The organism is Pseudoalteromonas sp. SCQQ13 (assembly GCF_015864415.1).
Taxonomy (GTDB): Bacteria; Pseudomonadota; Gammaproteobacteria; order Enterobacterales; family Alteromonadaceae; genus Pseudoalteromonas; species Pseudoalteromonas nigrifaciens.
On record NZ_JADYXG010000010.1, the window covers coordinates 87624 to 110052 of the forward strand.

The window sequence follows — 22429 nt, forward strand, 5'->3', positions numbered from 1 at the left end:
TTTATTCCAAAATAATTGAAATTAATTTTTGCCTCAAACGTTAACTTAGGGTCTGTGACCTTTCTGGATTAAAGTTTATTCAACCTCGAAAAATAAACAGACCCTATTAACGTTTTAATTTATAAGAAGTAACTTTAGCATGAAAATACCTTTCATAATTACAGCCTCTGTTTGTTTTTGTACCAGCTCGGTATTTGCAAACCTAGTACCGGTAGACCAAGCGCTCAAGCATTTAAACTCGATTGAGCAAAGAATTGAGTCAAGCATCAATCGCACTAAGCGCTTACCCGCACTGATCCCACAAACCTCGCTGGACGAACTAAAAGCACAAGTAAACCAACCATTGAGTAACTTACCCAGTGTAATTAATATAAGTATTAACAACCAACATAATATGTTTGTTGACGTAGAGGTAGAAGGTGGCTTTCGTGCTATTCAACACCAATGGTTATTAATGGCTAATGCCGAACAACTCAGTGCGCTAAAAAAACACGATGTGACGATTATTTCAGTTAAAAACTACAGCTCTCTTGGAATGAGTTTAGTACGTTTTAATGTGGCCAAAAACATTGACTCCAAAGCACAATTAGTAAAAAAACTTAACTTAACTGACGCGGCCCTACTGGATCGAAACCATGTATATCAAGCACAAACATCAACGGCTGTATTAACGACAGTCATCGCTCAAACGCCGCAGCCTTTTTGCCAATCTAGCGCCAAAATAGGTATTATCGATAGTGCCATAAACAAGCAGCACCGCGCTTTTACTAACGCAAAAATTATTAATCGTAGCTTTTTACCCGATGGACTTAATTCCCCGATATTACACGGTACTGCGATTGCGGGCTTATTAGTGGGTAGCAGCAATGAGCTCACTCCGCTATTAGGTAATGCATACTTATATAGCGCTGAGGTGTTTTATCGTCAGTCAGAGTTTGCACAAGGGGCGACATTATTTGCCATTGTTGAGGCGTTAGATTGGTTAGCGCATGAAAAAGTTAAGGTGATCAATATGAGCTTAACTGGGCCAGACAATGCTATTTTAAAAACCAGTATCGAAGCGGCGATAAAGCAAAATAGTCTTATCGTTGCCGCAGCAGGAAACGAAGGCCCTGCGGCTAAGCCGCTCTTCCCTGCGGCGTATCATAGCGTTATTGCAGTTAGTGCTATCGATAACAATAACCAGCTTTATCGTTGGTCTAATAATGGTGACTATATTGACTTTAGTGCACTGGGGGTAAATGTATTTACCGCTTTAGGCAATGGTGAATTTGGCAAGGAGTCGGGGACTTCAATGGCAGCCCCTCATGTGAGTGCTGCGCTGAGTTGCTTACTGGTAAAACATAAAAACAACAAAACCAAAGCGCTTGATGAACTAACCTCGCTTGCTCACGATCTCGGTGAGCAAGGTAAAGATAGTCGGTTTGGCTATGGGGCAATTTATCGCCCTAAAAGTGCACTTTAATAGATGCAGAGACAATACTTTGCGTATAAGTGTTACTATTTTGCTTAGATTCATAGTCACCGTACTCGGCTTCTGTGACTAACATTATATGTTTAAACAAGTCGAGATGCCAAAACACGTTAACAACATTTCTATGCTCATCGCGCGAAGGAAGCGCCTCAAGTACTTCATTACTCGTTTGCTCTTCGTAATTTTTATTTTGATAGCGCCAGCCCAAGCCCACTTTATTACTTAAATTAAGTGCGGTAAATTTGTGCGTTATTTTTGTGTTAAAGGTATAGCCGCTAAAATCGAATTGACTGTCTTGTGCATCCTCTTTATCAGCGGCTATTGATGCCATTAGCATGGTCTGCCCGTCGTTTATAAAGTTATACAAGCCAATATCAGCCCCTACACCATCGGCATCACGCGCTGTTGCACTGGCAAAGCGTTTGGTTTTATTTTTCACACTCATTCTTAAGTAAGTTTGCGGTGATAAAAATCGCCCATAATAGGCACTTACTTGGTTAAAATGTAAAAAGGTATCGCCAGCCACATTGGCTTTAGCGCCATCGTAGCGTAGCCCTAGCTCATTACTATTAAAGCTATAGCTCCCATCTACCCCATATTGATGTAAGTCTAAATCGTACTGATCAAACTCGTCATAATTTTGCTGCTCAAAGCGATAACTTGACGTTAGCTTTACAGCTTTAGACACTTGCCATTTTGCAGTGGCGCCAGTCGAAATTTTAACGCCGCTATCGCTTTTTGATGAAATATCATCGAGTTCTTGTACTGACAATGCCGAGTTATTTAATACTCCCACCGCAGCATCGGCGGATACATCAAAACTACTTTTTGGCGCTATGGCTGTTGTTTCAGCAAAGCTGGCTTGAGTGCTAAATACGCATAATGTGGCTGTAATAATTGCTTTCATAGTGATCTCCAACACGCCGAGTAGGTTGCCCTACTCGGCTTTAATAATGTATTAAAGGCCTAGGTCTAAATCGTTGGTAATATTAGTAACCACTTCGCTTGCTGTACTCAGTGCTACATCGTTACTTATTTGCTCTGACACCGCTGAGCTAACTTGCCCACTAACACTTTGCTGTACCGTAGCTTGCAACGAACTCACGGTACTGTCTTGTACACTGCTCATTAAAGACTGCTGAACGCTGCCTACAACCTCAGTGCTTGCGTCAATCCCATTGCCTAATTGCAGCGCAGAATTTACGGTATTTGTAAGTGTTAGCTGGTTTGTTAATTGTGCTGAATTAAGCGTATTTTCTGCTGCAGCTTGCGTTACTGCAGCTTTTGCATGACTAACATTTGATACCAGCGCGGTGTCTGGCGTTGTAGGTTTAACATCTTCAGCGTTTTCAGTCTGCGTTGATGTTACATTTAATAATGAAGATTGGCTCAGCCCACCGGTTAAATTAGCGGCTGAACGAGTTAGCTGTGCTGTGGTGTTTAACGCGGTGTTGGTAGTCGCATCTAATGAAGCAGCCGATGATCTGAATGAAGTGTTAAGCGCCGAGCTTGTAGCTGCAACCAGTGAATTTGCACTATTTTCGGTATCACTTTGCCCATCTGCGGTTGTTTCTGACTTTGAAGCGGTTACGCTCGTCTCGTTCGATATGTTAGTGTCATTACTGCCTCTGGCATTTACACCATTTTGAGCCATTTTCACTGACGTTGCTGTTTGTTGCTCTGCCGACGTTGACTGAGTGATGTCAACTGCAGCTGCATGCGCCGTAGTTACAAAAGCACAAGCACCACTTAACATCATTACGCTTACAATTTTATTTAGTTTAGTCATCATCTTTTCCTCTAGTTTGTCGGATTGACATATAGAAGACGGATGAATTATTGGTTTATTCCAAAATAAAATAAAAACTTTAAACTTAATTTAAAATTAAGTGCTTTTTAAAAACTTGAATTAAAATTAAGCAGCGAGAGTATTTATGACAAAGCGGCTAGAGAACAAGCAACTGCAATTAAAGTTAAAAAACACGGTAAATACCTTCCCTGTATTTACCTATGTGCTATTGGTGCTTGTTGAATAAGGAGTAACAACTGCGCTGTGGCGGTTGCATCGGCAAGCGCTCGGTGATGGCTGGTTAAGTTTAAATTAAAGTGCTTTGACAAATTACCCAACGAGTACGACTTTAAGCCCGCAAAGGCTTTACGCGATTCCACCACAGTGCACAACTTGGGCATTTTAAAAGGCACCTTTGCCATTTCGCATTCTTTTTTAATAAACCCGTAGTCAAAGTTAACATTGTGCGCAACAAAAATGCTTCCCGCTAATTTAGCCATTAAAGATTTTACTATATCTGCAAATACTGGCGCATTACTTACCATGCTATCGCTAATACCGGTTAACGACGTGATAAACCCAGGTATATGTCGCTGTGGGTTAACTAAAGTAGTCCAGGTATCGATTACTTTGCCATGCTGTACTTTAACTAAGCCAATTTCGGTTATTTTGTTACCGCCTTTTAATGCGCCTGTCGTTTCTAAATCAACTACGCTGTAAATGCGGTTGGGATCTATAAACCATTTAACAACGGCTATATGTACCTCAAAACCACTGCTCTTTAAGTTATCTATAGTCGTTAATTGATTTCGCCTTAGCTTGTCGCCTGGGGCTTTTACTTCTTCAAAATGTACTTTGCCGTTATGGATAACCATTAAGTCGGGGTAGCCGTCTTTTAGCTGTAAATAATGTTTACTCATATTAGTTAAGTGAGTAATTAACGCCTCAATTGGGCTATTTAAAATCAGCGCTTCTAGTGGTTGTAATAACTCGTTATGCCATTTAAATAAACCGTTAGGTTGATCAAAGTATTGCGCTGCATTTTTACATACTAATTTAAGTAATGCCTGAGGTGTTTGGCACTGTGCTAAGCGCTCATTTATTTGCGCTGGTTGCGCTGCATAAAAATTACCAAGCCTTAATACTTGCGGATAAGGGGTATCAATAAATAATTCGTGCCAAAATACTAAACCAAACAAACTTTGCCACAATGTGTTTTCGGTATTAAATACCTGCATACCTTGGCCAGTGTAATAATCGTTTACGCCTTGCTCTACTTCACCTCGGTATAATTCGTCAATTTCGAGTACGCACTGAGTGTCAGCAAGCATAGTGCTTAAACGCGAACGCGTTTGCTTATTAAATTTACGCATTAAAAAGTCGTCAGCAAAGTACAGTAAATCATCCGTTAGCGGATTTTCAATAATGGCTTCTAAGCGTGTTTTTACCCACTGTTTATTACCAAGCCTGTATTGCTCTCTTATTTGAATTTCGTGTGCTTCGCTATCATCAACACACCCTTCAAGTAAACTAAAAGCAAGTTCGCTATTGGTGTTTTTTAACTGTTTAAAAAGCTGTACTAATAACTTATTTTTAAGCGCAACAGCTATTGCACCATACGCAGCTTGCACTAGAACCTGCAGCGCTAAAGCAACGTAATCGTTCTCATCGGTTATATTTTTAAATGCTAATCGGTAACGGTTTAATAAATAGTTTGATTGCGCCTCGGCCTTCGTTTCAAAGCGCGATAAGCTCTCGCTATGCCCTTCACGCGTAGCGGTTAAACCTAAGTCTCGCATTACAAAACGGTTTTGATGATTCACATCACCACTGCTTAGTTTACCTGCAAATAAAAATTCAAAATACTCGTAATAATCGCTGCGGTTATTAATTACATACTGGCTATAAAGCGGTGCAAGCTCGTGCGGGCAGCTTTTAAAAAACTCACGGGCACTATCCACCAGCGCGCCTTTAGCGGCGCTCTTTTTATAGCTTATTTGTTCGTCGTAATTACTTAGTAACTCTAGTAAAGCAGGTTTGGTTAAGTGCGCCAAAAGCTGTGAATAATGCTGCTCGTTCGGCTCAAATAAAATACCTGCTTTTTTTAGCGTATAAATAGCCTGATGCGGCGAGGTTATTTCTTCATAAGTGAGGGACTGCGCTTGTACTAAATAGGGTTTGCGCGAATACACGCGCGCCAACATACACTGGCTTTGCTCATCAAGCTGATTAATTTTATTAATAAATTCGCTGTGCTTGGGCTCAAGTAAATGCATACATTTACTTGTTACAAACTCAATAAGCTCTCTAAAATGCGCTAAATAGTATTTTGCTGGTAATTCTTTTTTCATAACATTGCCATAGCTGTATATAAAAACAGTATCTAGCATTTATGCTTATTATTCAATCTTAAAGTTGTAATCAGTAATGCTTTGAGTTATCAGGCGTTAATTAGGATAAGATTTAGCACCATTAATAGTGCTAATAATATTATTTCTTACGCTAATTATGATGCTGCAGCCCTTGCTGTGGCCGCCAGTGCGCAGTGGATTGCTAACTTTGCAATTACTATGACCTTCCCTATTATGCTTGCCAATATAGGCCTTGCCGGTGCTTACGGGTTTTATGCGTTATCGGCACTTATAAGCCTATTTTTTGTTGTTAAATATATTAAAGAAACGCGCGGTAAGACGCTCGAATCTATGTGATTTTTAAAAGCGGTGATATTAGTCGCCGCTTTGCCTTTGCACACAATAGCGCCATTTAATAATGGCGATTTAAATAACCTAAAGGTTAAATAGCAATCTATGCTCATTTATTTTAACTTTATAGCCATAGCCATTGTTCTATTACCTTTTATTATAAGTAATCTATTTAAATTCCTTTTTAGAATATCAAAAGTTAGCTATTGTCCGCCAATTCCAACTTTATGTGTCTACCAAAATGAAAAAACAGTTAATATCAGGCTTAGCTTTAACGTGCGCGTTGGGCTCATTTAGTACATTTGCTACGAATGGTTATTTTACTCACGGCTACGGCATGACCCACAAAGGTATGGCTGGCGCAGGTGTAGCGCTGTCAGAAGAGCTAATGTCTGGCGCTAATAATCCAGCAACCTTTTTACCAAACGGAACACAGCTATCTCTGGGCTTAGAGCTTTTTTCTCCTGAGCGAAAATACACTGCATCAAAAGTAGATACTTTTTACCCTGGCGCATTTTATCTTGCAGCAAAAACACAAAAAAGCGACAACACCGTGTTTGCAATTCCAGAATTTGCTATTGGTCATCAATTAAATGAAAAAGTAAATATTGGTTTATTAGTGTATGGCAACGGCGGTATGAATACCGAGTACAGCGCAGAGTCCGCTCCTGAAGGCACCTTTTACGCTGGTACGGCAGGCGTTGATTTAAAGCAACTCTTTATTAGCCCAACCTTAAGCTATAAGTTGAATGAACAAACACGCCTTGGTGTATCCCCCATTTACGTGGTGCAACAGTTTGAAGCACAAGGGCTTGAAAACTTTGCTCCTTTTTCGCAATCACCAGAAGCGCTTACTAATAATGGCACAGATACAAGTACAGGGTTTGGTGTTCAATTAGGTATAAGCCATGCAATTAACTCATCGCTTAGTTTAGGCGCAAGTTACCGCTCAGCAGTGTCGATGGAAGAGTTTGATAGCTATAAAGGTTTGTTTGCAGAGCAAGGCGGATTTGATCTGCCAAGTTCATTTCAACTTGGTGCAGCTTATCAGCTTACACCTAGTAATCAGGTGGTATTTGATTGGCAAAAAATCAATTACAGCGAAGTAAAAAGTATTGCAAATCCAATCAATAACTTAATGTCAGCGCCTTTAGGAGCTAACGCCGGCGCTGGATTTGGCTGGAACGATATGACTATTTATAAGCTTGGTTATCAGTGGCAGCGTACACCGCAACAAAAAATTCGTTTTGGGGTGTCTTACACCGAGCAACCTATTCCTTCGTCCCAAGTTATATTAAATATTTTAGCGCCGGGCGTTCAAGAGTGGCATTTTACAACGGGCTTTAGCCATTCTTTTACCAACAAGGTACAATTAAACGCTATGGCTTTTTATTCGCCTGCAAAAAAAGTAACGGGTGCTAACTACTTAGCGCCAAATCAGCAAGTATCAATCGAAATGAAACAAACCGGTTTAGGTGTTTCTATTGTTTGGGAAATTTAAAAAATGGTAACAGAATTCACCCCAGTGTCGGCTGCAATAGGCGGTGCATTAATAGGTATAGCGTGTACGTTATTACTGGTTTTATACGGAAAAATTGCAGGCATATCGGGCATTGTTAAGTCTGTATTTGCTAAAGCAAATTCGGGCTCTCGTTGGCAGTTATACTTTATTTTAGGGTTGTTGTTAGCAGGTGTAGCTGTAAGAGTATTTGCCCCTTCTTTATTAGAAGCCGAATTACAGTTGTCGCCTTGGCTTATTATTGTTGCGGGGCTTTTAGTTGGCGTAGGTACAACTTTAGCTAATGGATGTACAAGTGGCCATGGCGTGTGCGGCATGTCGCGTTTTTCTACCCGCTCTTGGGTTGCAACGTGTACATTTATGCTCGTCGCCATTATTACAGCAAACCTGGTAGGATAAGTAATGAAAGCAATTATGATGGTTGTTATAGGCTTTATATTTGGCTTAGGGCTTATTATTAGCGGTATGACAAACCCCGCTAAAGTAATTAACTTTCTTACCTACGGGAACCAATGGGACGCAAGTTTAATTATAGTGATGGCTGTTGCCATGCTAATAATGATGCTTACGTGGTTATGGGTTGCAAAAAAAGAGAAGCCACTCCTTTCAGGATCATTTAACTTAAGTGATTTGAAAAAAGTTGATGCGCGCTTAATTACTGGCTCAATACTCTTTGGTTTAGGCTGGGGTTTAAGTGGCATATGCCCAGGCCCTGGCTTGGTTCAATTAGTGTCTTTTAAAGTGGAATTTTTGTTGTTTTTTGCGGCCGTGCTAGGCGGTATGTGGCTAACTAAAAAGCTTACTTAAGTTTGATTTTAGAGGCTGTTTAAGTAACCCATTAATACCAGGTGTTAATGGATTACTTAAAGGTAATTAGCCAGCACTTATTATCCGAATTTAGGCCTTTTAATACTCAAGACTAAGTGGCTAATTAATTGTGTAGAGTAGCGCTAAAAAAACGCCCCTAAAAGGAGCGTTTAATTAAACCCAAAACAGATTAACTGTATGGATTGGTGCAATTTGGGATTATATTTATTAGGCTTTTTTCATACTGCCTTGCTCTTCAAGGCGAATATGCCAGCTAAACGCTTCTTCTAATAAATGAGGTGTGTGTCCGCCTCGCTTACAAGCGCGCTCATAGTAATCTAGCATGGCGTCACGGTAATCTGGGTGCACACAGTGCTTAATAACTTGTACAGCACGTTCACGTGGCGCTAAGCCGCGTAAATCGGCTAAGCCTTGCTCGGTTACTAATATATCAACGTCATGTTCGTTATGGTCAACGTGGCTTACCATAGGTACTACACTCGAAATAGCGCCATCTTTAGCAATCGACTTAGTAACAAATATCGCTAAATGCGCATTACGTGCAAAGTCACCCGAGCCGCCAATACCATTCATCATGCGAGTACCACAAACGTGGGTTGAGTTTACGTTACCGTACATATCAAACTCAAGCGCAGTATTAATGGCAATGATCCCTAAACGGCGTACTATTTCAGGGTGATTCGACACTTCTTGCGGACGTAACACTAACTTATCTTTATATTCTGATAGGTTATTAAATACTTTTGCATTACAACGCTCTGATAAAACAATTGAACTGCCTGAAGCAAATTTAAGTTTACCGGCATCAATTAAATCAAAGGTCGAATCTTGTAATACTTCTGAGTACATTGTTAAATCTTCAAAATCAGAATCTAACAATCCCATCATTACCGCGTTAGCAATATTACCAATACCTGCTTGTAATGGCCCTAGGTTTTCTGCCATACGCTTTTGTGCTACTTCTTCTTTAAAAAAGCTCACTAAGTGGCTGGCAATAGCCGCTGTATCTACGTCAGGGTCGGTAACTGTTGAAAACGAATCGCTCTGATTAGTAAAAACAATGCCAACAATTTTAGCAGGATCAATTGGAATAGCCGTGCTACCAATACGATCATCTACTTTAGTTAAAGGAATTGGTTGGCGCACAGGGCGATACGAAGGAATATATATGTCATGCAAGCCTTCAAGTTCAGGGCTGTGCAACATATTTATTTCAATAATCACTTCTTTAGCAAAAATAGCAAAGCTTGCAGAGTTTCCTACCGAAGTAGTAGGCACAATATGGCCTTCTTCAGTAATGGCTACCGCTTCAATAACCGCCACATCAGGCATAGTTAATTGATGATTACGCAACTGCTCAACGGTTTCTGATAAATGCTGATCAATAAACATTACTTCGCCGTTATTAATCGCTTTACGTAATGTGCTATCTACTTGAAAAGGCATACGGCGGGCTAGCACACCCGCTTCTGTAAGTAGTTTATCTAAATCATTACCTAACGACGCACCGGTCATTAGGTTTATTTTCATTGGGTTATTTTTAACACGCTCAACCAGTGCTCTTGGCACGGCTTTAGCTTCACCGGCACGAGTAAAGCCACTCATGCCTACTGTCATTCCATCTTTAATAAATTGGCTAGCTTGTTCTGCTGACATTACTTTTTGGTGCAGATTGCTATTGCGGATACGTTCTAACTGCATACTACTGAGCCCCTTTTTAATTTGGCGTTATTTTAAGTATTACAGCGCACTTCGCAATCTAGACTTAGGTCGCATTTACTAAATTAAGTTACGCAAACACAGAATAAAGTGCCTTGGTGGTAGCAATCTACTTTAATGTACGAACATTTATATAAATTTAATATGCTGATATAGCGTAAGTTTTAAGTGAGTATTTAAAGTATGGGATTAAAATTAGAAAAAAGTAGAATAATGAGAGAGAAATAAATTGAATAAAATGTAGTTTAAAAATTGGCTTAATTATAAGTAATTAGTTTATACACCCAATGTCGTTTGAAGTATAAGGTGACACAGAATTCTGAACGCCCTCTAGCTTTATGATGCGAGATTTCTTTAGAGTAATTTTTTTACTAATATCCTTGTCTTCTCAACGTCAAATGCTCTAGCGGCATATCCTTGTGTGAGTAAATTTTGTGATAAATATTCATCAAACTTATCAATGGCCTTTTCTGAGATAACTTCAGCTAAATCAATTGCTGATATTGTTTCGTTATTTTGAAAGCTTTTAAGCGCATCAATAACATCTTCTACTAAAGCATTTTCAACCTCTATCACCCCTGCAAATGCGCCAGCACCAAAACCTTTGTTAATAAGTACAGCAACAAGTGTATTTAAAACTTTATCTCCGGCCCAAGGCAGAATAACTACTATATTGCCATGCTGTATAAAATGCGTACTATCAAGTTTTGCTGTTTGAAAAAAACCTGCTGCTTCTTTGAAAAGTGATTGAGCAACCTCATCACCAAACTCAATTTTTTGTTCGCCAACTTGAATTCTGTAATCTCCTTCTCTCAATATTGTCAGCATCTCTTGCCTTACTACATCATGTACAGCCATCCCTGTACCACCGAACTTAGGTGGTTTCCCGCCTTTTGCATGCTGTACTGAAATCACTTTTTTGTCAGCATCAACCAACTCAACAACCCAACGCTTGCCAGCAAATATAATATGTTGCCCTTCTAAAATTAGGCTGTCTATGGGCAATGTCCCTAGTGTTTTACTACCAGTCACTATTCTAAATTCTTCAGGGGTTTTAAACACCGCATAAAACGTATAATGATTTGTTACTTTTTCACCCATGTGGCCTAAAACAAGTTCACCACTCCCTAACTGAGTAATAAGCTCTACTTTTCCCATGTGAGACAGCAAACCTTTAAAGTGGGTAATACTAACCTGCTGAAACGGCCCATCTTTGCACAGTAATACGTAGATTTGATCTGCTCTTATACCACCCCATTGCGCGATGAGCGCTAAGACTTGATGTAGTAATGTCGAAAAGTGATAAAGCGAAGTGTCTGCGGGTTCGTACCACTTGCTTGCAACCAGTAACCGTATCATCGCCAGCGATTGAACTAATTCAAGCCGAAGTTTATCTGCAATATTTGATTGCTCTGTAAGGTCGGCCTCTGTTATCAGCATTCGCAAAACACTAGCGCCACCACGCCTGCCTGAACGACCCATTCGCTGCCGTAAGCTTGCAATAGAATGTGGCGCAGTAACTTGCACAACAGAGTTAACTTTACCTATATCAATGCCTAACTCCAAAGTCATAGTACATATTGCTGTTGTTGGAATTTGATCTTGCTGAAGCCGAGCTTCAAGTGTTTCTCGCATTTCTTTGGCTAACGAGCCGTGATGTGGAAAAAACTCGTTAGGCACAATGTTGCTCTCACACATCTCTGCAAGAGTAGTTGCAATGCTTTCGGTGCGGCTTCTGCTGTTGGCAAATACTAGGTGGTTTCCACCACGGCAAAGGCCATATAAATCGTTACATACTCTTTGCTCCGCAGTAAGCGTCTCATCTGTTACTACAGCGCTTTCAATGTATCCTTTCACTTGCATTTTTAACGATGATGAAGACTGCGTTTGCTTTATTATTTTACAAGGTAGTGATTTATTTGGTCTTAAAGATGCTGGGACACTTTCTAGGTCACCTAAAGTGGCACTTAAAGCCGTTCTGGGTATTGGCGAGTTTACGCGGCCAAGCAGATGCTCTAAGCGGTGCAGTAAACTCAACAAGTGATGGCCACGCTCAGTACCAATAAATGCGTGAAATTCGTCTATAACTATATGCTTTAAATTCTGAAAAGCAGATTTTACCCAACCACTGTCTCTTATTAATAATGACTCTAGGGACTCAGGCGTTATTAACACCATGCCGGATGGATTTCGTTTCAGCTTATTTTTTCGACCTTGCGAGCTATCACCATGCCAAGGTGTAACTTGTATGCCTAATAAATCTGACAAGCTTTCGAGTCTTCGGTCTTGATCGTTTATTAACGCCTTTAGCGGGCTGATATATAAAATGCCCACACCGCTTACTTCATCTGCGATACTACTTATTGCAGGTAAAAAAAATGCTTCCGTTTTACCTGCGGCAGTAGAGGCACTAATAAGCACATCAGTATTGCCTGAGAGGATAGGATCAATTGCTAAACATTGTATCTCTCTAAGTCGATCCCAACCTTGTTTAAAAATCCACTGCTGAATGCGAAAATCGAGCTTTTCGTGTGCGTTGATCATAATTTAAAGTCAGCTAGCTCATCGTCTTCAGATTCAATATCTAACTCTACATCGGAAGGTTTTTCCTGTGCTATATTAACATTTTCTATTAAGCTGTCCCACGAAATGTTTGGATTTTGATCAATCACGGCAAGCATATCTAAAAACGCTTTGATCGTATTTCTTGGTGTTCTGAAGTAAGCGTCTCCAATTGTTTTACTGCAATGGACTAAAAATGCTTTTAGGGACTCGTCAGGCACTAAATATAACGATTCATCCCCTGATGCGAAAACATGTCTAAGGTTTTTAAGTAATATGAATAACTCTTCTGGCGTTAAACTTGCCAAATGTAATGCTGGAGATGAGTAATCAATAACACCAGCTTGTTTTGCAAATGTATTGCCAGCTAAGCGAGATTGCAGCGCTTCATAACTATATAAGCCTTTTCTTGGATCAAGTAAAAACTCAGGTGTACCACCCAGTAAAAACCCTAAGTACTCAGCCGATCCTTGTAAGCAGTCGTTGAGTATTCTTAGAATTTGCTCGTAATTTGATAATCGTGCTTGGGTGCTATTGAGTTTGTATAAATTTACCATTTCATCGAGGTTAACTAATAACCCTTCGTAGCCAGCTTGCCTTACAAATAAGCTCATAAGCTTTAGAGAGTCATAAAACGATGCATCTGAAATAATACTTCTGATACCAAGATCTTTGCGAGCATCTGTTTTTGTAGCATATTCTGCTCTTAACCATTTTACAGCGTTGTTTTTAAGTTGCTCGTTATCTGTTTCATGGCCTGTCCAGTATGCTTCGATAACTTTTGCAAAGTCGTAACCACCTACAAGCTCAGAGAGTGACGCGAGCCTTTCGTGGATCACTGTGGTTATTTCCTTGCTTGTATTATCAGCTTCTTTTCGTGCTTCGGTAATAAACTTTTCAACCACACTGGTCAATGCATTACCATCAGGCTTATTACGAGTAGACATGTTTCTCATTAACTCAGAATACAAGTTTCTGGCTTGTCCTGATGATGCATGAATACGACGGTCGGGAGATAAATCCGCATTAACAGTAACTAGCTTTCGCTCTAATGCTATCGCTCTTACAACACTTAAAAAGAATGTTTTACCTGATCCATATTCACCAATAATTAACCGAAAAGCAGAGCCGCCCTCTGTCACTCTGTCGATATCTTTAATGAGCGCCTTAAGTTCATTACCACGGCCTACTTGTATATGCTGTATGCCGACTTTTGGGGTAACACCCGATTTAAGAGACTGTATAATTGCATCGCGCTCTTTTGCTCTAATTTTTTTTGCTGCCATTGTTATAACTCCCTTATCTCTTCGACTATTTCTTCATCAATGTATATGTCACCATCGTCTTCGATTACTGGTGCATCCACTAAATCAAATGACCAGTCATTGATGGTTTCTATAGCACCATCGACCATTAATTTTAGCTCACTACACATTTGGGCTACCTCTTCGCGACCCCATTGCGCTTTAGCACATAGCTTTTCAAACAACTGGCTATGAGCCAGATCTAATCCATCAACTTCGTTTGTCAGCTCTGAGACTTCAATATAATCGCTTTCATCTTCACCTGAGATAAAGATCTGTTCCAACATATTTTTTGCTTCTGTTGTTTGGCTTTCATGAAGGGCTAATATTGTTTCATCTAAGCTAAATTCTGATGAGTTTTGATTACTTAGTGCTGGTTGGTGACTACTTGTAGTAAGCTGATGAATATCACTCGTAACAGACTCTTTATTCAACCCTAAATTTGTGTAGAGTTTTTCGATTTGCTTTACTTCTTTGTTATCAACATTGCCATCAGCGAGCGCAATAGACAGAATAAACCGTTTCACAAATTCTATTTCTTTTACACCTAAATTATTAAGTCTATTTTTTAACCCCGTATTATCTGATGGTGTAACTAATCGCCATGTAAGATAAGCCTTTAGAGATCGCTTTTCTGTATCCGTTAATTTTTCATCATGAGCAATTAGCTTTTCTAACTCTGAACTTTCTGACTCATCTACAATTCCATCTATATTTGCAACCATAGCACCTAAGCGCAGTGCGACACCGACTTGATTAAACGCATAGCTAGGGACGAACTCTTCCCCATGACCTGGATAAAATAATACAAGTTTGCCATCTAATTTAGGTTTTGTATGGTGATAACGTAAGTCAGGCGCAATACCAATATCAGCAAAGCTAGCTAAGTTATAAATGAGCTCACCTTCTTTCTTATTTATCGCTTTTGGTGCTGGTAAGTCTGTTTGCAACCAAAAATCAGCTACATTTGTTACCCCATCATGTTCTAAAATGATAGTTTGGGCCCACGTTTTAAACTTTTCGATTAATGGTGATGGTTGGCTATTAGCGATGGCACGAGGCAACAGTATTAATGCAGCTAAATCATCTTTGCTTGTATTAGTCTTAGCTAAATAACGGCTATAGCTAGCTAGTTCCTCAGTGACCATATCTGCTATTGGAATAAGCTTTTTTATAGGTGCTTTTAATATGCTCGGGTCAGGCAAACCGTCGAGTAAAATTTTAACGCTAAGGATGCCACCACTGGCAGCAAAGTACTCAGCGTTTAATTTAGTTTTATTTACTTTTACTTGCATCCCTTCTGGGAATTTTTGCTTGTAGTAAAGTTTGAAAAGTGAATCAAACTCTACATCGCAGCGTCTAGCTGCTGTTTTTAGATTGTATTGGTCTGTATTTTTAATCCACTCAAGTGCTAGTTCATCACTCACTCTTTCTGTGGCAACAACTTGCTCTGAAAGACGTAATTTAAAAAGTAGTGAATGACGCGTCTTCGGTAATATATGTTTTTTACTTTTAAATAATTCAGGTTTAAGTAAATACATAAATTCCAAAAAGTTTGCTGAGTAACCAGCAAAAGAACGATTTGAAATAAACACCTTGTGCAAACGCAGTACTTCATAAAAAATGTCTTCAAATTGTTCATCTCCAACTTTATCAACTTGACCATTTTCAATAACAAATCTTTCAAGTCCATAAAAGTACAAAAACACGAATCCTACTGGGGTATTGGCCGCGCTTCTGTCGGTTGCTAACCAGTCAAGGTAGGCTCCTCTACACTGTCTAGAAAGCCTGTTATAACTCGGCCAGTAACCAAGTGAATCATCTGTATAATAACCTAGCTGATGCCCCAAAGGGGTTGATGCGGGTAAAATTGGGTTTAATAATGCAGGCTCAGAGTCATAACCTCGAAGAGACTCCATTTTTTCACCTAAGTAAATAAATCCTCTTAGCTTGCGCTTGTGTATAATAGTTTCTTTCTTCTTATCAAGCCATTGGGCTTTTCTTGTACTTTTAATGTTTGCATTTTGAGGTTCTGTGCTCTCAAAAATATTAAATGTAGCAAAATCGTCCTCAGAATGTGTTGCACTATGGGCACTCTCTATAATTGGCGTAGGTTTATTAACAGCAGTGGTGTGAGTTTTTGGATTAGTCTGCTTTGCTGTGGTTAATTCAGTAGCTTGTTCGTGTAACTCAACACTAACTGATGCTTTTGTAGTTGTAATAGGAGCTATCGAGCTAGTTACGTCACTCGAAGGTCTAGATAAAGAAGGCTTAGATAAAGAATGTTTAGAAGCAGCCGCATCACGAGTTTCTTTTATATTTTGACTCGGGTTACCTAGCACTCTAGGCTTTGTTTTTTTTGAATCTGAGCGTGAACTTGTAATTAACCAAATTATCAATATAACAACTGCAATTATAAAAACGAATTCCATGCAACATCCCTTTAAAAATGGTTGGCACCATTTTGTTATTTAAAACTCCATCTACTACTAACATACCACTAAAAAATTCATAAATGTATAGTACTGTTGCTAAGTAATTTCAATTATTCTTAAGCAAACAATAAAACCGTCTTTAATAAAGCTTACTATGTATAGCAATTCAAACTGTTACTCGGGATTAACTTGATCACCCGTAGTAAAATGTCAAACTTACAGAATTCAAAGGCTAAACTGAACTTGGTTCATAATTAAAAAGTTGCCGCAGGTGGAGTACCAGCAAGAATTAAAGGCTCAAAACATGTAATACATAAAATACTACCTAACCCTTCAGGCTCTCTCAAAAAACGTCTAAGCTTGAATAGTTTTGCTTCATCTAAAGATAGAATTTTATTAGAGGTGTAGTTTTTCCCTCATCAGGTAAAAACACTTTGGAAACTGTAGACATAAATTAAGCTTTTAATTCCATTTAAATGATCATACTTAAGACAGCTAATTTAAAAATCAGAATATGGTTAAGCAAGCTTTAATAGCTTTATTTAAAAAGGATATGTTTATGAAGTATATTAAATTAAATTTGTAACACCCAAATGAGGAATTTGGGTGGCAGTCTTACCAGCCACATCTCGGCACACACGTCACAAACTGTGGCTGCTCCCTTCCGGGCCTGACCAGGTTCGCCTGCTAGTGTTGCGAGAGGACCAATAAGACTACCATTGAGGGCCTTGGTTGGCGCGGGAGGGATTATCTCTACTTTTGCTACGTTATTCAAGGGATAATCGAAAAAGAAAGTGCGATTGCATACTTCATATACAATCGCGGCCTTTTAAACTGTTTTATGTTTACTATTTGCTCTCTAACTGCGCTTTAATATTACGCAGTGCCGCTTTTACTTTTTTCATGTTCTCTGGGCCCATACGTAAAAGCTGTTTTTGTGCAGCGGGTAATTGCTCCCACTCTGCAAATGCATATTGGTAGGTTACTGAATCGCGCAGTAATGGTAAGTTACCTTCTGGCTCTGGTGTATCGAGTAATAAGTCGATTGCATCTTCAAGCGTTTGCGTAAACTCATTATCGCCGTAACCAATTTCTGTATAGGCATTATTAATAAGCGGTTTATATTCTTCAAATAAACGCACGGCTTGGGCGGCGCTCATACTAGTAAATATTTTTACATACGGGGTGTAACGTTCATAACTATTAGGATCGATAGTTAAAATATCACCTTCTGTGACACTAAATTTTTCTTCTGGCTTTATTACTGGTGTATGTTTTGTAGCAACTTTGCCCTTTGCTAAATTATCAACAAACACGACACCACGGCGAATAACATCATCGGTAATCATTAGCTTCATTACCGAATCACTTAAGTATTCATCCATTTTTGCCACAACGACTGCATCACTTTCATCAAGTGGTGGTAATTGCACGGCTGCTGGCTCGGCATCACGCTGCGCTGGCATTTCATAATCTTGCGGTTTATCTGGCAATACTGATGGAACATCTAAAACAGGATCATTCTCTGGCTTTAACTCCATCATAGGCTGCTCTACTGGTGCTGGCTCAACCTCAGTAAGCACTTCTGCTTCGTTGCTTGGCTTAAGCAATACAAATGCAGCGGCGCATACGAGTACCACTAAAATAATAATGGCAAAAAGTAGATTGTTATTAGGTGGACGTTTTTGAACATCTGACGCTGATGGTTTATCTGACATACGAACTCCATTAAAATTAAAATGCAATATCACTTAGAGTATTCTAAATGAGTTTAATTCATAGCTTACAGTAAATAATATTAAAAGCAGCTAAGGTATCCTTTGATTCTTCTAGCTTAAAGACTTAAAGTAAATAAATAAAGTAAAGACGTAGAACAGTTTAGTCCCTTATATGAAAATCAAGCAAGTTGATCCTAACAAACCCAAAGTTGCCCTTCTATTAACAGGGGGTGGCGCACGCGCTGCTTATCAAGTAGGCGTACTTAAAGCATTAGCTCATAGCATGCCTAGAACAGCGCCTCTGCCATTTAGAGTAATAAATGGTACATCTGCTGGGGCTATAAACTCTGCGGCGCTAGCTTGCTATGCCTCCTGCGCGCACTTAGCAGTTAGAAAGCTCGAGTCTGTATGGAAGAACTTTTCTACTTCTATGGTGTATAAAAGTGATTTTTTAAGTGTATTTGGTCATATTACTCGTAATATTTTAACCAGTTTTCAGTCAGAACATATAAATCATCCGCCTGCGAGTTTATTAAACAATCGGCCACTGCGTAAATTATTAAACGAAATATTAGATTTACATCGCATTGAACGCAATTTACATCACAATTACTTAGAAGCGCTTTCGATTACCGCCTCTAGTTATACTACTGGTGATTCGGTGGCGTTTTATCAATCTAATACACGCCTACCATGGCAACGCGCTAAACGTGAGGGCCGCGCTACGCGTATTAATGTTGAGCATTTAATGGCTTCGAGCGCCATTCCTATGGTGTTTCCTAGTGTAAATATTTATAACCATTACTTTGGTGATGGCTCTATACATCAGTTATCGCCTCTAAGCCCATCAATACATTTAGGCGCTGAAAAAATATTCATTATTGGTGTTGAGCAGCCTAAAGAGTTACATCCTGTGGGTTACTCAGCTCATTACCCTGGGCTGTCTTCGGTCGCAGGGCATTTACTCGACAGCGTGTTTACCGACACTATGCAATCTGACTTAGAACGGCTAGAGCGAATTAACCGCACCTTAGGCTTGCTGCCAGCTCGCGATAAACACCAAGAACTTAAGCGCATAGAAACCTGCGTGATCAACCCATCACAAAACTTTAATGCTATTGCCGCGCAGTACTACGACGATATGCCATGGGCAATTAAAGTGTTGCTTAGGATCATAGGGGTTAAAAAACATTCGCAATCGAGTTTAACCAGCTATTTATTATTTGAAAAACGTTATACCCAACATTTAATACAAATTGGTTATGAGGATGGCATGAAAAAGCTGCCTGAAATACGTAAGTTTTTAGAGCTAGATTAGGGCGCTGATGCATGCTCGCCCTGCATCATCTAAGTAACTTACTCAATACCATCAAATAAATAATGCTCTACTCGCTCTACGCGCCTTGGTTTACCTTGCAGTATTAAAATATCGTTGGCTAGTAATATAGTGTGATCTGATGGATTGTCTATTTCATTATTTTGTCTGCGCAGTGATTTTATAGACACTTTTCGTTTTGCTAAATTAAGCGCCGCAATACTTTTATTAACCGCAAAAGCTTTATCGGGTAGCGCTATTACATGCAAGTATTCAAGGCGTTCATGCGCGCCTTCGTCTACATCAAGGTACTCACCGGTAAAAAAGCGTTGCAATAATTGATAACGATTATGCCTTTCGGTGCTAACACGGCGAATAATACGGCTCATTGGTACCCCCGACATAGACAAAACATGCGAAACCAACATTAAGCTAGCTTCAAGGGTTTCTGGCACAACTTCGGTAACCCCCAGTTCTTTTAAACGCTCCAGCTGACTGTCGTCTTTGGTTCTTATTAGTATTTTTACCTCTGGGGCAACTTGCTTGATTGCATCTATTACTATTTGCGTTTGCTCAAACTCAGTAAAGGTAATAATGACTAAACGTGCTCGCTCTACTCCCGCACATTTTAAAATATCTTTTTGTTTAACATGGCCAAATAATATAGGCTCACCAGCCGCTTTACCTTCTTGAACTAAAATTGGATTACTTTCTATTGCTATATAATCAATGGCTTCTGGTTTTAAAAAACGTGCAACCGTTTGCCCCACCCGTGAAAAGCCACAAATAATGACATGATCACTATACAGTGTGCTGCTTTTAGGTTCACTTTCCCACGCTTGGCTTGCACGATCTAGCACGCCAATACGCTTTAAAATAAAAGGTGTTTTATCAATTAAAAAGGGCGTAAGCGCCATAGAAAGCACCCCTAAAGCAATTAAAAACGATACTTGCTGATTAGTTAGTAACTGATGCTGAGCGCCTAGCGCTATAAGTACAAAACCAAACTCCCCCATTTGCCATAGCATAAATGCACATGCTAGCGCGTCTTGTTTTCGCTCGCCCATTAGCTGAGCACTTATTGCCATTACCGCTATTTTTAATACTAATAACCCAACTAATGCGCCAATAATAAGTAAGCTATTATTAAGCACATACATTACATTGAGCTGCATGCCGACAGTGACAAAAAACAACCCCATTAAAATATCTCTAAATGGCCTAATATCTGCCTCAAGCTGATGCCGATAATGGCTTTCTCCTAGCATCATGCCTGCTAAAAAAGCGCCCAGTGCCATAGATAAACCAAATGAGTAGGTGAGTAAGGCAGCAAATAAAGCTACCAGCAAAGTGGTAAGCATAAATAGCTCGTCGGTACGTACTAACGCAATTTCATTAAATACTTTAGGCAAAATCCATTTACCTATAGCCCAAAGTAGTAAACAAACAAACGCCCCTTTCGTGAGTGCTACTGCTAACGCCCAGCTAATACTTTGCGATCCGGTAGCGGCTAATAAAGGTAAAATAATCAGTAAAGGCACAACCGCAATGTCTTGCAATAAAAGCACTCCAATGGCGAGCTGCCCACGGCGTTTATTTAACTCTCCGTTTTCTTTTAATAGCTTAACAACCACAGCAGTTGAGGACAGCATCATAATAACGCCAATTGTAAAACTGGTGAGCAAACTAAAGTTTAAGCAATATAAAATCACAATAAGCACTGTACTGGTTACTACAACCTGCAATGATCCTAAGCCAAATACTATATTGCGCATTGCCATTAGGCGCGAAATAGAAAACTCGAGCCCCAAACTAAATAATAAAAATACTATACCTAGTTCAGCTACTAAATCCATTTCGTGAGTTTGCGTCATCCAGCCAACACTGTGATTACCCGCTAAAACCCCTGTTGCTAAATAAGCCAATATAGGAGGTAGCCCTACGCGCTTAAAAATCCATACAAATAAGACAGCAGCGACTAATAAAGTAAAAATTTGAGTATTAATATTTTGCAAATATTACCTCGTTACTTATAAAAACAGCCATGCTTAACTATAGCAATCACCAATTTATCGGCCAGTTTTTAAATGTGGCATAAAATTCGCTTGGTATTATAAGATCATATACTCGGGGGAAATAAATCAATGGAAAATGTGCATATATTGACACAACGTATTGCTGGACGCGGAGAGTTTTTGCCGTTTTCGGCTGAGCATTATCGTAAAAATGAACCGGCAGCAACGCAAGAGCTAGCTGCAAAATTACAAACCAGTTTAATACTCGAAGATATATTAGCTATTTATGCAAAATTTGCAAAACAACTGCTAAATTTTTCAGGTATACAGTTCAAGTCTGCGCTAGGTACAGTGCAAACACCTGATTGCGATATTGATACGCTTTCTTATACTTTTGATTTAATTGTCGAAAATGATAATTTAGGGCAACTAATATACTTTAGTAAATATCCGCTGAGTGTGGCCATAGAACAAAAACTACAATATTTTCATAGTGCGCTGCTCTACCCTTTACGTAATGCGATAATGTATAACCGGGTATTAAAACTTGCCACAAAAGATGCATTAACGGGACTAAGCAATAGAAGTCAATTTAATGACACCTTACTGCAAAAGCTTGAAAACTGCCGCCGTTACCAGCGCCCATTTAGTTTAATGTTGCTTGATTTAGACAGTTTTAAACAAGTAAACGATAACTTTGGTCATAAAGTGGGTGACGATGTACTTAAAGAGTTTGCCTTAGTACTTAATGGCTCTATTCGAGGCACTGACTCTGTATTTAGATTTGGTGGCGATGAATTTGCAATACTAATTGAAGATCCTGAGTTTACTACTAATAAAGTAATAGCTGAGCGCATTATGCAACGCGTTAAAAACTCAAAGATAATGGCGCAGTACTTAGTTACTACCAGTATTGGCTTTACTTTAGCGAGTAGCCAAGACACCGAAAACGATGTTTTTTCGCGAGCTGATAAAGGTTTATATAAAGCCAAAGCAGCGGGACGAAATTGCGCCAAAGCATATTAAGTACAGCAATTAATATTGTTGTA

15 protein-coding genes, 1 other RNA gene and 2 pseudogenes are annotated in these 22429 nt (G+C 39.4%); 7 read left to right on the forward strand and 11 right to left on the reverse strand.

The features are described 5' to 3' along the window. The first annotated feature begins 139 nt into the window (after positions 1–139). Positions 140–1465, forward strand: a complete 1326-nt coding sequence (locus tag I6F41_RS09975; RefSeq protein WP_197108298.1) for a S8 family serine peptidase — start codon at positions 140–142, stop codon at positions 1463–1465. Here the strand turns inward: I6F41_RS09975 and I6F41_RS09980 are convergent. From I6F41_RS09980 to I6F41_RS09990, 3 genes are all read right to left on the reverse strand, one after another. After that, a complete protein-coding gene (locus tag I6F41_RS09980; RefSeq protein ID WP_197108299.1) occupies positions 1449–2381 on the reverse strand; it encodes a hypothetical protein in 933 nt (310 codons plus the stop codon). The genes I6F41_RS09975 and I6F41_RS09980 overlap by 17 nt on opposite strands. A 51-nt stretch (positions 2382–2432) precedes the next feature. Further along, positions 2433–3266, reverse strand: a complete 834-nt coding sequence (locus I6F41_RS09985) for a hypothetical protein (protein ID WP_231613493.1) — start codon at positions 3264–3266, stop codon at positions 2433–2435. A gap of 212 nt (positions 3267–3478) precedes the next feature. Beyond that, a complete protein-coding gene (locus tag I6F41_RS09990; protein ID WP_197108300.1) occupies positions 3479–5653 on the reverse strand; it encodes an exonuclease domain-containing protein in 2175 nt (724 codons plus the stop codon). A 126-nt stretch (positions 5654–5779) separates the two neighbouring features. Between I6F41_RS09990 and I6F41_RS09995 the strand changes: the two are divergent. The 4 genes and pseudogenes from I6F41_RS09995 to I6F41_RS10010 all read left to right on the forward strand — a co-directional run. After that, positions 5780–5971 (forward strand): annotated as a pseudogene (locus I6F41_RS09995) (MFS transporter); the annotation flags it as partial. 235 nt (positions 5972–6206) lie between these two features. Further along, positions 6207–7466: an OmpP1/FadL family transporter gene (locus I6F41_RS10000; protein WP_182684237.1), complete on the forward strand. Its 1260-nt coding sequence runs from the start codon at positions 6207–6209 to the stop codon at positions 7464–7466. A 3-nt stretch (positions 7467–7469) separates the two neighbouring features. Continuing rightward, the gene (locus I6F41_RS10005; protein WP_011328658.1) at positions 7470–7883 is read left to right on the forward strand and encodes a YeeE/YedE family protein; all 414 of its coding nucleotides are present in this window, start codon (positions 7470–7472) and stop codon (positions 7881–7883) included. A gap of 3 nt (positions 7884–7886) precedes the next feature. Beyond that, positions 7887–8291, forward strand: coding sequence for a DUF6691 family protein (locus I6F41_RS10010; protein WP_011328659.1), 405 nt, complete (start codon positions 7887–7889; stop codon positions 8289–8291). 228 nt (positions 8292–8519) lie between these two features. Here I6F41_RS10010 and I6F41_RS10015 read toward each other — a convergent pair whose 3' ends face one another. The 7 genes and pseudogenes from I6F41_RS10015 to I6F41_RS10040 all read right to left on the reverse strand — a co-directional run bounded on the left by I6F41_RS10015 (position 8520) and on the right by I6F41_RS10040 (position 18050). Continuing rightward, complete coding sequence (locus I6F41_RS10015) at positions 8520–10013, reverse strand: acetyl-CoA hydrolase/transferase family protein (RefSeq protein WP_011328660.1); 1494 nt, start codon at positions 10011–10013, stop codon at positions 8520–8522. 372 nt (positions 10014–10385) lie between these two features. Next, the gene (locus tag I6F41_RS10020) at positions 10386–12575 is read right to left on the reverse strand and encodes a DEAD/DEAH box helicase (RefSeq protein WP_086999315.1); all 2190 of its coding nucleotides are present in this window, start codon (positions 12573–12575) and stop codon (positions 10386–10388) included. After that, on the reverse strand, positions 12572–13879 hold the full coding sequence (locus tag I6F41_RS10025) for an ATP-binding protein (RefSeq protein WP_086999318.1): 1308 nt from the start codon (positions 13877–13879) through the stop codon (positions 12572–12574). Before I6F41_RS10025 ends, I6F41_RS10020 begins: the two co-directional genes overlap by 4 nt. Positions 13880–13881: 2 nt before the next feature. Next, positions 13882–16329 (reverse strand): tellurite resistance TerB family protein, encoded by a 2448-nt coding sequence (locus tag I6F41_RS10030; protein ID WP_197108301.1) that lies wholly within the window; start codon positions 16327–16329, stop codon positions 13882–13884. A 257-nt stretch (positions 16330–16586) separates the two neighbouring features. Next, a pseudogene (locus I6F41_RS18185) lies at positions 16587–16736 on the reverse strand (DUF7830 domain-containing protein); the annotation flags it as partial. A 209-nt stretch (positions 16737–16945) separates the two neighbouring features. Then, positions 16946–17042: signal recognition particle sRNA small type (ffs, locus tag I6F41_RS10035), an RNA gene on the reverse strand. A gap of 138 nt (positions 17043–17180) precedes the next feature. Next, positions 17181–18050: a DUF3014 domain-containing protein gene (locus I6F41_RS10040; RefSeq protein ID WP_179807551.1), complete on the reverse strand. Its 870-nt coding sequence runs from the start codon at positions 18048–18050 to the stop codon at positions 17181–17183. Positions 18051–18222: 172 nt separating this feature from the next. On the opposite strand from I6F41_RS10040, the gene I6F41_RS10045 reads away from it, so the two are divergent. Beyond that, on the forward strand, positions 18223–19368 hold the full coding sequence (locus I6F41_RS10045; protein WP_011328667.1) for a patatin-like phospholipase family protein: 1146 nt from the start codon (positions 18223–18225) through the stop codon (positions 19366–19368). 38 nt (positions 19369–19406) lie between these two features. On the opposite strand, the gene I6F41_RS10050 is transcribed toward I6F41_RS10045, so the two are convergent. Next, positions 19407–21380, reverse strand: coding sequence for a monovalent cation:proton antiporter-2 (CPA2) family protein (locus I6F41_RS10050; protein ID WP_197108302.1), 1974 nt, complete (start codon positions 21378–21380; stop codon positions 19407–19409). Positions 21381–21509: 129 nt separating this feature from the next. On the opposite strand from I6F41_RS10050, the gene I6F41_RS10055 reads away from it, so the two are divergent. Then, on the forward strand, positions 21510–22406 hold the full coding sequence (locus I6F41_RS10055) for a GGDEF domain-containing protein (RefSeq protein ID WP_179807549.1): 897 nt from the start codon (positions 21510–21512) through the stop codon (positions 22404–22406). The last annotated feature ends 23 nt before the right edge of the window (positions 22407–22429 follow it).